General features: G+C 72.1%; 12 protein-coding genes. 6 read left to right on the forward strand and 6 right to left on the reverse strand.

Translation table 11 applies throughout. The annotated features are described in order from the left end of the window. Nucleotides 1-45 precede the first annotated feature (45 nt). A complete protein-coding gene (locus BMY07_RS10130) occupies nucleotides 46-498 on the forward strand; it encodes a universal stress protein (protein WP_092776829.1) in 453 nt (150 codons plus the stop codon). Between the two features lie 608 nt (nucleotides 499-1,106). On the opposite strand, the gene BMY07_RS10135 is transcribed toward BMY07_RS10130, so the two are convergent. The 3 genes from BMY07_RS10135 to cobT form a co-directional block, all read right to left on the reverse strand. Continuing rightward, the gene (locus tag BMY07_RS10135; RefSeq protein ID WP_092776831.1) at nucleotides 1,107-1,835 is read right to left on the reverse strand and encodes an alpha/beta fold hydrolase; all 729 of its coding nucleotides are present in this window, start codon (nucleotides 1,833-1,835) and stop codon (nucleotides 1,107-1,109) included. An 8-nt stretch (nucleotides 1,836-1,843) separates the two neighbouring features. After that, nucleotides 1,844-2,449, reverse strand: coding sequence for a hypothetical protein (locus BMY07_RS10140; protein ID WP_092776833.1), 606 nt, complete (start codon nucleotides 2,447-2,449; stop codon nucleotides 1,844-1,846). A 300-nt stretch (nucleotides 2,450-2,749) separates the two neighbouring features. Beyond that, on the reverse strand, nucleotides 2,750-3,850 hold the full coding sequence (cobT, locus tag BMY07_RS10145; protein ID WP_092776835.1) for a nicotinate-nucleotide--dimethylbenzimidazole phosphoribosyltransferase: 1,101 nt from the start codon (nucleotides 3,848-3,850) through the stop codon (nucleotides 2,750-2,752). Between the two features lie 73 nt (nucleotides 3,851-3,923). On the opposite strand from cobT, the gene BMY07_RS34255 reads away from it, so the two are divergent. The 3 genes from BMY07_RS34255 to BMY07_RS10160 are packed head-to-tail and all read left to right on the forward strand — an operon-like array spanning nucleotide 3,924 to nucleotide 5,174. Further along, entirely contained in the window at nucleotides 3,924-4,124 is a 201-nt protein-coding gene (locus BMY07_RS34255) for a hypothetical protein (RefSeq protein WP_092776837.1), read from the forward strand. Nucleotides 4,125-4,169: 45 nt separating this feature from the next. Then, nucleotides 4,170-4,460 (forward strand): hypothetical protein, encoded by a 291-nt coding sequence (locus tag BMY07_RS10155; protein WP_092776839.1) that lies wholly within the window; start codon nucleotides 4,170-4,172, stop codon nucleotides 4,458-4,460. A gap of 9 nt (nucleotides 4,461-4,469) precedes the next feature. Continuing rightward, entirely contained in the window at nucleotides 4,470-5,174 is a 705-nt protein-coding gene (locus tag BMY07_RS10160) for an alpha/beta hydrolase (RefSeq protein ID WP_092776841.1), read from the forward strand. Between the two features lie 1,593 nt (nucleotides 5,175-6,767). On the opposite strand, the gene BMY07_RS10165 is transcribed toward BMY07_RS10160, so the two are convergent. Continuing rightward, nucleotides 6,768-7,868, reverse strand: coding sequence for a branched-chain amino acid aminotransferase (locus BMY07_RS10165; RefSeq protein WP_092776843.1), 1,101 nt, complete (start codon nucleotides 7,866-7,868; stop codon nucleotides 6,768-6,770). Between the two features lie 75 nt (nucleotides 7,869-7,943). Continuing rightward, complete coding sequence (locus BMY07_RS10170; RefSeq protein WP_143073423.1) at nucleotides 7,944-9,149, reverse strand: hypothetical protein; 1,206 nt, start codon at nucleotides 9,147-9,149, stop codon at nucleotides 7,944-7,946. Nucleotides 9,150-9,325: 176 nt separating this feature from the next. On the opposite strand from BMY07_RS10170, the gene BMY07_RS10175 reads away from it, so the two are divergent. Next, nucleotides 9,326-10,822, forward strand: a complete 1,497-nt coding sequence (locus BMY07_RS10175) for a leucyl aminopeptidase (protein ID WP_092776847.1) — start codon at nucleotides 9,326-9,328, stop codon at nucleotides 10,820-10,822. A 59-nt stretch (nucleotides 10,823-10,881) separates the two neighbouring features. Here the strand turns inward: BMY07_RS10175 and BMY07_RS10180 are convergent, their stop codons facing one another. Next, nucleotides 10,882-11,217 carry an oxidoreductase gene (locus BMY07_RS10180; RefSeq protein WP_092776849.1) on the reverse strand — a complete coding sequence of 112 codons (336 nt, stop codon included), beginning with the start codon at nucleotides 11,215-11,217 and terminating at the stop codon, nucleotides 10,882-10,884. A 202-nt stretch (nucleotides 11,218-11,419) separates the two neighbouring features. On the opposite strand from BMY07_RS10180, the gene lpdA reads away from it, so the two are divergent. Next, nucleotides 11,420-12,790, forward strand: a complete 1,371-nt coding sequence (gene lpdA / locus BMY07_RS10185) for a dihydrolipoyl dehydrogenase (protein ID WP_092776851.1) — start codon at nucleotides 11,420-11,422, stop codon at nucleotides 12,788-12,790.

Raw genomic sequence — 12,790 nt, forward strand, 5'->3', positions numbered from 1 at the left:
GTTGTCCTGGTTAAGTCTACTGGCAAGTAGCCACCGGGAGGGACTATGACCGCCTACCAGACCGTGGTCGTCGGCACCGACGGCTCCGACTCGTCCTTCCGCGCCGTCGAGCGCGCCGCCGCGATCGCCGCCGACAGCGGGGCGACCCTGGTCATCACCTCCGCCTACCAGCCCAGAACGGGCCGGGACGTGGAGCGCGCCCAGGACGCCCTCGGCGCCGACGTCGCCTACCAGGTCGTCGGCTCGGCACCGGCCGAGGAGTCGGTGCGCACCGCCGCCGAACGCGCCAGGCGAGCGGGCGCCACCACCATCGACACCGTCGTCATCGCGGGCGACCCCGCCCCGGCCCTGGCCAAAGTCGTCGCCGACCACAACGCCGACCTGCTCGTCGTCGGCAACCGCGGCCTCAACACCCTGGCGGGTCGCATCCTCGGCTCGGTCCCCGCCGAAACCGCCCGAAAATCCACCGTCGACGTCCTGATCGTCCACACAACCTGACCCCCGCAGCCCCCACGCCCCCGACCCAGCCGCCTCGCGCGCACGCGGTCCCGACCCGGCCCAGCCCCCACCCTCACCGGGGGGCGTCCCAGGTCCCAGCCTACCGGCACCCCCCGACAGTCGATCTTGAAAGCACCCCGAACAAGATCCACATGTGGATAACTTCTGTCGCTGAACCGGGTGAATGTTCGCGCGTGGCCAGGCCCAGCGGCGACACAGGCAGCCCCGAGCAGCGAGCCCACGAACGGGTGGCGAGCCATCACGGAGAGGGGCGTGAAGCGATCAAGAGGCTGGTCACGGTCGCGCGATCGGGGGCAGATTTTGTCGACAAGGGTCTGGTCATAGCACTGGGTGATAGCGCAGACTTCAGCACCCGCGCACGGAGACCGGTCTCGGTGCGCGGTCACCCAGGGGTCGGACGCGGCGTGCCGCGTCGGGCCGCCAGGACCGCGGTCCGCCGCGTACCGGAAGAGGAGCACGTGGCGATATCCGAGGTGTCCCGCACCCCCCTGTACCCGGACTCCGGTCCGCGGCGGCGGCGCGTCTCGGACGGAGCGGACCACCCCCGGTCCGAGCCCTTGTGGGCGGGGCTCGGACCGGGGAACCCCTTACCGGACCGAGGCCAGCCAGGGCCCGACGACGGCGGCGAACGCCTCCGGCGCCTCTACCGGCGGCAGGTGACCGACTCCCGGTAGGACTACCAGCGACCCGCGCGTGAGGTCGGCCAGCTCCTCCCCCAGCGACACGGGCATCAGGCCGTCAGCGTCACCGTGCACGACAAGCGTGTCGACGTTGGTCGCGCGCAGCGTGTCCCGTGAGTCCGGTCGAGCCACCATCGCGCGTTGTGTCCACGCGACGGTCTCGGGTGACTGCTCCTCTAGCCATTCACGGACCTGCCCGTGGACGGCAGGGCTACCGAGAACAGGCAGCATGGTGTCCGCGAGCCACGGCACGATGCCCTCTCTCTCGGCACGTTCAGCGATGGCGAGTCGGTTAGCCGCAGCCTCTTCCGTGTCGGCAGGGGCCTTGGTGTCGACGAACAACAGGCCCGAGACCCGCTCGGGAGCCGCCCGCAGCAAGGCCATCGCGACGTAACCGCCCATGGAGCAGCCGCCGATGACCGCGCGGTCGATGGCCAGGGAGTCCAGCAGCGCGATCGCGTCCGCCGCGACCACGTCCAGCGACGGGACGGCGGCGCCGAGCGGTGACCTGCCGAACCCGCGCTGGTCCGGCGTGATCACCCGGGCGTGCTCGGCGAGGCCGTCGCGCACCCCGTCCCACATGCGGGCGTCGAGCGGGAAGGCGTGGAAGAGGAGCAGTGGCTGCACGGTGCCCATTCTGGCGCTCAGCCCTCGGTCAGCTGCCCGGCGGTGACCCGGCGCACCGCGTCGTCGCCGGTGAGCTCGGCCCGGTGGTGCGGGTTGGCCAGGTAGAACCGCAGCGCGTGCAGGACGACGAGCTGGTCGAGGTTGAGGGTCCGCATCGGCACCGCGCACACCAGGTCCGGCCCGAACTTGACCGCCACCTTGCGCATCCGCTCCCCGGTGACGTCGTGGTCGCGTGCGGCGAACCCCAGGTAGTTCTGGCTCAGCGCCCCCTTGGACCGCCCGACCCGCAGCGCGAGCGGCCGCACCTCGGTGATCGACGTCCACGGCACCCGCACGACCGGCCGCACCCAGGTCAGCACGACGTGCTCGGGGGTGAGCACGATCCCGGAGTCGCGCTGCTTCCTCGTCAGCGCGAACACCCCGGCGGCGAGCAGCAGCAGGCCGAGCAGCCCGAGGACCACCCCGCCGACCACCGCGAGCCCACCGCCCCCCGCGATCAGCAGCCCGCCCGGCACCGCGAGCCCCAACCCCACCAGGACCAGCACCACCCCGGCCGCCACCGTCGCGGGCCGCGTCGGCAGCAACAACCCCGCCGCCCCCTCGGCCTCGACGGTCGCGACCACCCCGCTCGGCACCCCCGCCGGGTTCGGTGATCCATCGGTCCTACGCCAGGGCTGGGGACACGGCAAGGCGTGCACTCGATCCATGATGACCATGGAATCGCACGAGACCCCCCTCTCGCCAGCCACCACGAACCGCCCATCCGTTATCCGCACCAAACGGCTGAGCCCCACCATCCCGGTCGACCACCCCGGGACAAGACCACCCCGGCGCCCGGTCCGCTCACTGGGGCGTTCCACCGTGCGTCACGGAATCCGCGCGCGGAGGTAGCCGTCGGCCGCGGCGGAGCGTGAGGAGACGGGTTAGCGCCAGCCGCCGTTGCGGCCGTTCTCGTCCACGGCCGCGGGGAGCCGGATGTCGCCCTCGGTGACGCCCGCGTCGGTGAAGGTGGACATCTCGGCGAGGGTTCGGGCGGCCATGGTGACCAGCGGGAGGGCGGCGATGGCGCCGGTGCCCTCGCCCAGGCGGAGGTCCAGGTCCAGGATCGGGGTGAGGTTGAGCTGCTCGAGCACCAGGGCGTGCGCGGGCTCGACCGACCGGTGACCGGCGACCCACCACTCGGAGGCACCCGGGGCCAGTTCCTCGGCGACGAGCGCGGCCGCGCCGGAGACCAGGCCGTCGAGGATGACGGGGGTCTTGCGGACGGCGGCCTGGGCGAGGAACGCGGCCATGGCGGCGATGTCGGCACCGCCAACGGTCCTGAGCAGCGCGACCGGGTTGGCGCTGACCCGGCGGGCGCGGCGGAGGCCGTCGCGGATGGCGACCGCCTTGCGCATCCAGGCCTGGTCGTCGATGCCCGTGCCGCGGCCGACCACCGCGACCGGCTCGCTGCCGGAGAGCGCGGCGATGATGATCGAGGCCGGGGTGGTGTTCGCGATGCCCATGTCGCCCGCGACCAGCAGGTCGGCGCCGCCGTCGACCTCCTCGTCGGCGATGGCGCGGCCCGCGGCGATGGCGGCGTAGACCTCGTCGTCGGTGAGCGCGTCCACCCGGTCGACCGAGCCGGACGAGCGGCGGACCTTGTGCGCGGTGACCTGCTCGGGGAACTCCGCGTCGGTGTCCACCCCCAGGTCGAGCACGCGCACGGTCGCACCGGCCACGGCGGCCATCACGTTGATCGCGGCACCGCCGGTCAGGAAGTTGGCGACCATCTGGCCGGTCACCTCCGCCGGGAACGCCGACACCCCGTGCGCGGCGACGCCGTGGTCACCGGCGAACACGACGACCCGCGGCCGGGCGAACGGGCGCGGCGGGCACTGGCCCTGGCAGGCCGCGACCCACACACCCAGCTCCTCCAGCCTGCCCAGCGACCCGGCGGGCTTGGTGAGCGTCAAGTGGCGCGCCACAGCCTCCCGGTGCGCCTGCGCGTCCGGGGTCGGGATGTGGGGGAACTCGGTGCTCACCGTGCTACCTCCGCGTGCTCATGGTGGGGTCCACCAAGAGCCTGCCAGATCAGCCCTGGGCTACCGTGACCTGGTGAGCTTGCGCTGGCGCTATGAGGACGCATCGGGCAACCCGGTCACCGGTCCGGACGTGGGGTTCGCCGACCAGGACGCCGCCGAGGCGTGGTTCGGCGACGCGTGGGCCGGGCTGCTCGCGGCCGGGGTGGAGCAGGTCGTGCTGCTCGACGGCGCCGACGAGGTGTACGGGCCGATGAGCCTGCGCCCGCCAGCCTGAGACGGTCACCCGGTCCTCACCCGCCCTCGCCTAACCTGGTGACCTGTGCCGCGCCGCAACAATTCCCGTCGAGACGACGAGCCACGCCCCCTCGGCGGTGGCCTCGGCAGCCAGCGCGTCGAGTCGGGCGGTGACGGCGACTGGCAGGTCCGGCACATCCCCGGCGCGCAGGCGACGAAGGTGTACCGCTGCCCGGGGTGCGACCACGAGATCCGGACGGGCACGCCGCACCTGGTCGTGTGGCCCGCGCAGGAGTACGGGTCGGTGGAGCAGCGCAGGCACTGGCACCCGCACTGCTGGAACTCCCGCGCCCGCCGCCCGCCCGGTCGGTGGTGAGATGGGCGGGTGACGAGGATCGGACCGAACACAGTCCTACCCGCCCGCCGCACACCGGTAGTCCTGACGACTGCCGACGGCGAACGCCTCGCCGGGGAGTTGGCGCTACCGGCGGAGACAGACCCGACCGCGACCGTTGTGCTGGTGCACCCGAACCCGACCGGCGGCGGGTCGATGGACACGCACCTGATCCGCAAGGCCGCCGCCCGGCTCCCGGCGCTGGCGGGCATCGCCACGTTCCGGTTCAACACGCGCGGCACGGTCAGCGAGTCCGGCACCAGCACCGGCACCCACGACGACGGCGGCGCCGAGCGGCACGACATCGACGCCGCGCTCGCGTTCGTGGCCCAGGCGGGGCTGCCGGAGGTCTGGCTCGCGGGCTGGTCGTTCGGCACGGACCTGGTGCTCATGCACGGCCTGCGCCCGGAGGTGGCGGGCGCGCTGCTGCTGGCCCCCACCCTGCGCCGCAGCCAACCCGAACACCTCACCGCGTGGGCCGAGTCCGGCAAACCCCTGCGCTGCCTCATCCCCGAACTGGACGACTACATCCGCCCCGCCGCCGCCCGCACCCACTTCGCCGCCATCCCCCAGGCAGAGGTAATCCCGTTCGCCGCCTGCAAACACCTCTTCGTAGGCCACACCGACCCAGCTCTTGACGCCTTGGTCGACCTGGTGGCCCCGCACATCCCAACCCCCCTCCCCCGCGAGTGGTGATCCCCGCCCACCCAGCCTCTCGGGCCCCACCTCTAACCCGAGTCGCCCTCGCAACCCGACGCCAGCTCTCTTGCTTCCGCTGGTTCCCCCCACCTCACACCAGCCCTCTAGCCCTCTAGCCCCGCCGCTCTCCTAGCCCGCAACGGCCCTCTAGGCCCACGCTGGCCTCCGCCCTCACACTCGCCCTCTAGCCCCACGCTGACATCCGCGCCTCACACTGGCCCTCTGCCCACACCGGCTTCCGCGCCTCACACCAGCCCTCTCACCCCGCGCTGGCCTACCCACCTCGCACCAGCCCTCTGGGCCCGCCGCAATTTCCCACCCTGTACCGGCCCTATAGGCTCGCCGCAACTCTCCTACCCCGCGCCAGCCCTCAGGCCCGCGCTGGCCTCCGCCCTCACACTGACCCTCTTGCCCCACGCTGACATCCGCGCCTCACACTGGCCTTCTAGCCCCGCGCTGGCTTCCTCACCTCGCACCAGCCCTCTAGCCCCACCCTGACTCCGCGCCTCACACCAGCCTGTGCCCACACCGGCTTCCGCGCCTCACACCAGCCCTCTCACCCCGCGCTGGCCTACCCACCTCGCACCAGCCCTCTGGGCCCGCCGCAATTTCCCACCCTGTACCGGCCCTTAGGCCCGCGCTGACTTCCGCCCCCACACTCGCCCTATAGCCCCACGCTGACATCCGCGCTCACACCAGTCCTCTTACCCCGCACCAGCCCTCAGGCCCGCGCTGGCTTCCGCCCCACACTCGCCCCCAGGCCCAAGCTGACTTCCGCGCCTCACACCAGCCCTCTGGGCCCGCCGCAACTCTCCCACCCCGCACCGGCCCTCTAGGCCCGCGCTGACTCCTCGCCTCTCACCGACCTTCTAGGCCCGCCGCTGCTCCCCTACCCCGCCGCCAGCCCTTGAGGCCCGCGCTGGCTTCCACCCTCATCCTGGCCCTCTTGCCCCACGCCGACTTCCGCGCCTCACATCAGCGCTCCAGCCCAGCTCCCCCACCCCGCGCTGGTTACCTTGCCCCACAACAGCTTCCTCGCCGCAAGCCAGCCACGCGCCCCGCGTCAGCTCTCCCACCCGCCCCAGGGCTCCCGCCTCTCGCCAGCCCCCTCACCCCAGACGCCCCCGCTTAGCCCGGGCAGACCCTCTCGACCCGACCGGCTCCACTCAACCCAGACAGCAGCCCGCGCAGACTTGCCCCACGACAGCGCTCTTGCCCATGCCGGACCTCTTGCCGCTTACACCGCCCCAGACCGCTTCGCGCGCACGCCAGTCCGGCCCCAGCCCCCACCCTCTCCGGGGGGCGTCCCAGGTCCCAGCCTACCGGGAGCCGCCGACAATCGATCTTGAAACGGCCGGGCGAAGATCCACATGTGGACAACTTCTGTCGCTGAACCGGGTGAATCTCAAGACGGCCAAGCCAAGGAATCGCCAGGTCGGAGGCAACCCACCACATCAAGAACAGCCACGCAGGCGCAAGTCGTTCAGGCGGAGATCAACCAGGGCAGGACAGCGCCCGAGAGTGTCCACAATAGACAGAGAACGCACCGCGCCCCCGGCCGCAAGACCGGGGGCGCGGGAGAAACCAAGATCAGCTCAGCGTCGTCAGCCAACCCCGGGTGTCCGGGGAGCCGCCGCGCTGGAGGGTGGTCAGGGTTTCGCGGAGTCGCGTGGTCACCGGGCCGGTCGAACCGCCGCTGATGGAGAAGTCGCCGTCGGCGTGTTTGACGTGGCCCACGGGGGTGATGACGGCGGCGGTGCCGCAGGCGAAGACCTCGGTGAGTTCGCCCGAGTCGGCCTTCTTCTCCCATTCCTCGGTGGAGATGCGGCGTTCCTCGACGCCGTAGCCGAGGTCGGCGGCGAGGGTCAGCAGGGAGTCGCGGGTGATGCCGGGCAGCAGGGCGCCCGAGAGCTCCGGGGTGACGACCCTGGCGTCGGCGCCGCTGCCGAGGACGAAGAACAGGTTCATGCCGCCCATCTCCTCGACCCAGCGGCGCTCCACCGCGTCGAGCCAGACGACCTGGTCGCAGCCCTTCTCGGCGGCCTGGGCCTGGGCGACCAGCGACGCGGCGTAGTTGCCCGCGAACTTGGCCGCGCCGGTTCCGCCCGGGGAGGCGCGCACGTACTCGGTGGACAGCCACACCGTGACCGGCTTGACGCCGCCCGCGAAGTAGGCGCCCGCCGGGGAGGCGATGGCGACGTAGAGGTACTCGTTGGACGGGCGCACGCCGAGCGCGGCCTCCGTCGAGATCATGAACGGCCGCAGGTACAGCGACTCCTCCGCCTGCTCCGGCACCCAGCGGGCGTCGGCGGCGACCAGTTCGCGCAGCGAGGCGAGGAAGAGGTCCTCCGGCAGCTCCGGCATCGCCAAGCGGCGGGCGGAGGCGTTGAACCGGGCGGCGTTGGCCTCGGGGCGGAAGGAGGCGATCGAGCCGTCGGGCTGCCGGTAGGCCTTGAGCCCCTCGAAGATCGCCTGACCGTAGTGCAGGACCATCGCGGAGGGGTCCAGGGTGATCGGCCGGTACGGCTCGACCCTGGCGTCGTGCCAGCCCTCGTCGCCGGTGTGGCGGATGGTCACCATGTGGTCGGTGAAGAACTGCCCGAAGCCCGGCCTGGCGAGTACCTCCGCAACCCGCTCCGGGGTCGCCGGGTCTGGGTTGGGGGTCCGCGTGAACGGCAGCGTAGGCGTCATACCTGAGCACAGTATCCGCTGATGAGCTGCCGGAAAATCGCCTATCCCGATACTCGGACGCCCGACTACCTGACGTCACTCCGGCGGGTCGGCCACCGCGGCCCGCCGGACACGCAGCGTGCACAGCCCGACGCCGATGAACAGCACGACCACCGCCGCCAGCAACGAGCCCGTCGAGATGTTGACGCCGACCACGACGCTGAGCGCGAGCCCGCAGCACCCCGTCGGCACCCATGACGAGCGCTGGGGCCGGGCGAGCGTGCGCGCCGCCGAGTTGAGGAACGCCGCGGCTCCCAGCAGCAGGGTCGCGGCGATGGCCACCGCCGTCGCCGGGTCGACCATCAGGGCCACCGCGGCAGCGGCGACAGCGGTGATCAGGTGACGACGGGTGGTAGCAGCGGCGGGCAACTCCCCCGCCTCGACCAGGTCCGCCAGCCCGACCCCGGCGCCTGCGAGCAGCGTCCGCACCGCGAGCAGTGAGCCGACGAGGATCCCGGCGGTGAGCATCGGGTCGATCGCGGCGCCGTCCGCGGCGGCGAGGGCGTCCCGCAACGGGGTGGGTGACAGGCCGAGGCGCGGCCCGCCGAGTTGGCGCAGCGCCGCGACGCACACCAGGAGGTAACCCACAGCCACGACGACGACCGCGACGATCCCGACCCGCGCCCGGGTGCCGACCGCGCGTTCGACGCCCAGGAAACCGAAGGCGAAGAAGCCCGCGGCGGCGATCACGCCGGTGGGATCATCGGACCCGGGGCTGCCCGCGGTCGCGGCGACGGCCTGCTGGACGGGCTCGATGGCCAGCCCCGTTGTCACGAACACGACCAGAGTGACGATCGTCACACCTGTGATTACCCACCGCGACGGAGCCGAGAAGGCCGCCCGGCCCAGCGCCGCTGCGGCCACCACCACGACCACGCCGACCGCGGCCACCTTCGGTTGCGACGGCGCCAGGTAGGCGCCCGCCGTCCCGGCGACCGCGGCGGCGCCGACCACCCGGCCGCCGATGTCGAGCACGCCCGCCATGCGTCCCGGTAGGACGCCCAGTCGGGTTCTGACATGCGCGGAAACCCCGGTGAGACAAGACTGGGCGGCAAGATCGGCGAGCGACACCGCGGTCAACAGGGCCACAAGCCCGGCCAGTGCCACCCCGGCCACCGACCACCACCCGGCGGCAGCGGCGGCGGGCGCGCAGACCAGCGGTACCCCCGCACCGAGGGCGGCCGCCGCGGCGGCGGGCACCCTAGTCCAGGCGGCACCGCGGACCTGTCCCATCGCTGTCACGGGCACAACCGTGCCAGACACGCGCCGCGATCTCCATCCGACCACTGGTTGAAAGCCGCGACCAACTCGTTAGCATGCGTCATTACCTGGCCGTAGGACCCCCCGGACCAGGGTCCGTGACAGTCCCACGAGGACTCCGGCCCGGTCCACCAGAGCGACATCCGAGGAGCACACCTGTGACCGCCCCCAAGCTGGCCCTGGCCACCACACCGGTAGCGCAGGCCCCCGTCGACGCCATCGTCGTCGGCACCGTCCAGAACGGCTCCGGTGCCGCGCTCGCCGCGGGCGCCGACGCGGTGGACGAGGCGTTCGAGGGAAACCTGGCCGAGGTGCTGGCCGCGCTGGGCGCCACCGGCAAGGCGGACGAGGTCGTGAAGGTCCCGACCCTGGGCAAGCTCAAGGCGCGCCTGGTCGTCGCCGCGGGCCTGGGCAAGCCCGCCGAGGACGGGTCGATCACCCCCGAGCAGGTGCGCCGCGCCTGCGGTGCCGCCGCCCGCGCGCTCGGCTCGAGCAAGCACGTGGTCAACACCCTGTCCACTGTGGACCTCCAGGCCGCCGTCGAGGGCACCGTCCTGGGCGCCTACGCCTTCTCCACCTACAAGTCCGACGCCGCGGGCGCGGAACTGGCGAAGGTCGACCTCGCCGCACCTGCCGAGGGCAGCACAAAGGAGCACCGGGCCACCCTCAAGGCCGCGACCGCGATCGCCGAGGCCGTCACCACCGCCCGCGACCTGGTCAACACCCCGCCCAACGACCTGTACCCGGCCTCGTTCGCCGAGCGCGCCACCACGCTGGCCAAGGAGGCGGGCCTCGAGGTCGAGGTGCTCGACGAGAAGGCGCTGCGCAAGGCGGGCTTCGGCGGCATCCTCGGCGTCGGCGGCGGCTCGACCCGGCAGCCGCGGCTGGTGCGCATCACCTACAAGGGCGCCAAGGCGCGCAAGCGGGTCGCCCTGGTCGGCAAGGGCATCACCTTCGACACCGGCGGCATCTCGATCAAGCCCGCGCCCAACATGGAGGTCATGAGCTCCGACATGGGCGGCGCGGCGGCGGTGATCGCCGCGGTCGTGCTGGCCGCGAAGCTCAAGTACCCGCTGCACGTCACCGCGACGGTGCCGATGGCGGAGAACATGCCCTCCGGTGACGCCTACCGCCCCGGCGACGTGCTGACCATGTACGGCGGCAAGACCGTCGAGGTCCTCAACACCGACGCCGAGGGCAGGCTGATCCTGTCCGACGCCATCGTGCGCGCCGCCGAGGACGCCCCGGACTACCTGATCGAGACCTCCACGCTGACCGGCGCGCAGCCGATCGCGCTGGGCAACCGCACCGCGGGCGTGATGGGCTCCGACGAGTTCCGCGACCGGGTCGCCGAGATCGCGCGCGCCACCGGCGAGGGCGGCTGGGCGATGCCGCTGCCGGAGGAGCTGCGGGCGGACCTGGACTCGCGGCTGGCCGACCTGGCCAACGTCACCGGGCACCGCTGGGGCGGCATGCTCGCGGCGGGCATCTTCCTGCGCGAGTTCGTCCCGGCGGGCCTGCCGTGGGCGCACATCGACATCGCGGGCCCGTCGTACAACGTCGGCGGCCCGTACGGCTACACCCACAAGGGCGGCACGGGCGTGCCGGTGCGCACGATCGCGGCCGTGCTGGCCGACATCGCCGAGAACGGCTGAGTCGGCAACGGCCGGACACCGGGCTGAGCGGGGGGCGGGTGCGGTCGCGCACCCGCCCCTCAGCCTTTGCCCTGCCGCTTCTGCCGCGCCATGTAGTCGCGCATCCGCTGCGGGTAGCCGACCCTGGCGACCTCGTAGACCGGGATGCCGCGCTTCTTGCCGAAGTCCAGCGCCGCGTCGAAGTCCGGGATGCGCCGCCTGGTCCACTCGCCGTCGTGCGCGACGAGCACCACAGTCGTGTCCGTCACGTTCGTGCGGGGTTCGACGTAGGCCTCCACGCCGTGCCTGCTGCCCGCCCACTCGTCCAGGTGAGCGGTGTCCTGCTTGGTCGCCGAGCGCAGCACGCCCGGCTTCTGCTTCCTGCGCAGCGAGTCGAACAGACCCACTTGTGCCACCTCCGCTATCCGTCTCCGCTACCACCATTGTCCCCGACCCCGATCGGGGTACCGGGGAGTAACCCGAACAGGGGTCTGGGACACCCCGGCCACCTCGCAGGCGTGGCCCGCGTAGTGACAAGATGTCTTGTGGTGGCTGGCGGGGTCCGCGACCACGCCACGCACCGGCACCACCGTCGCTGTCGTTCGTCGAGGAGATCCCGTGACTGACACCTCCGCTGACCTTGTGATCCTGGGTGGCGGGTCCGGTGGCTATGCCTGCGCCTTCCGCGCCGCAGAGCTCGGACTCTCGGTCATCCTGGTGGAGAAAGACAAGGTCGGGGGCACCTGCCTGCACCGCGGCTGCATCCCGACCAAGGCGCTGCTGCACGCCGCCGAGGTCGCCGACAACGCGCGCGAGGGCGACCGGTTCGGGGTGAAATCCTCCCTCGAGGGAATCGACATCCAGGGCGTCAACTCCTACAAGGACGGTGTCGTCTCCGGTCTCTACAAGGGGCTCCAGGGCCTCTTTAAAGCGAATAAGGTGACCGTCGTCGAGGGCACCGGCAGCTTCGTCGGCCCGAACACCGTCGAGGTGGACGGCACCCGCTACACCGGCAAGCACGTCGTGCTCGCCACCGGCTCGTACGCGCGCTCGCTGCCCGGCCTGGAGATCGGCGGCCGGATCATCACCAGCGACCAGGCGCTCAACCTCGACTACGTGCCGAGCAAGGTCGTCGTGCTCGGCGGCGGCGTCATCGGCGTCGAGTTCGCCAGCGTGTGGCGCTCCTTCGGCGCCGAGGTGACCATCGTCGAGGCGCTGCCCCGGCTGGTCCCGGCCGAGGACGAGTGGGCCTCCAAGCAGCTCGAGCGCGCCTTCCGCAAGCGCGGGATCAAGTTCAAGACCGGGGTCCGCTTCACCGGCGCCACCCAGGACGACACCGGCGTCGTGGTCAGCCTGGAGTCGGGCGAGAGCCTGGAGGCCGACCTGCTGCTGGTCGCGGTCGGCCGCGGCCCCAACAGCGCAGGGCACGGCTACGAGGAGGCCGGGCTCAAGCTCGACCGCGGCTTCGTGCTCACCGACGAGCGGCTGCGCACCAACCTGCCCGGCGTGTACGCCGTCGGCGACCTGGTGCCGGGCCTGCAGCTGGCGCACCGCGGCTTCCAGCAGGGCATCTTCATCGCCGAGGACATCGCGGGCCAGAACCCGAAGGTCATCGACGAGGCGGGCATCCCGCGGGTCACCTACTGCAACCCGGAGGTCGCCTCCGTCGGCCTGACCGAGGCGCAGGCCAAGGAGAAGTACGGCTCGGTGGAGACGCTGGTCTACGCGCTCTCCGGCAACGGCAAGAGCCAGATCCTCAAGACCAGCGGCGGTGTGAAGCTGGTCAAGTCCCCCGACGGCCCGGTGGTGGGCATCACCCTGGTCGGCGAGCGGGTCGGCGAGCTGATCGGCGAGGCGCAGCTGATCTACAGCTGGGAGGCCACCCCCGAGGACGTCGCCCCGCTGGTGCACGCCCACCCCACCCAGAACGAGTCCCTCGGCGAGGCGTTCCTCGCCCTCGCGGGCAAGCCCCTGCACGTGCACGGCTGA

This window comes from Actinokineospora terrae, assembly GCF_900111175.1.
GTDB classification, from domain to species: Bacteria; Actinomycetota; Actinomycetes; order Mycobacteriales; family Pseudonocardiaceae; genus Actinokineospora; species Actinokineospora terrae.

Coding starts and splice junctions, on each gene's coding strand:
- BMY07_RS10130 (WP_092776829.1), top strand. CDS start 46: ATGACCGCCTACCAGACCGTGGTCGTCGGCACCGACGGCTCCGACTCG.
- BMY07_RS10135 (WP_092776831.1), bottom strand. CDS start 1,835: ATGGGCACCGTGCAGCCACTGCTCCTCTTCCACGCCTTCCCGCTCGAC.
- BMY07_RS10165 (WP_092776843.1), bottom strand. CDS start 7,868: ATGACGCCTACGCTGCCGTTCACGCGGACCCCCAACCCAGACCCGGCG.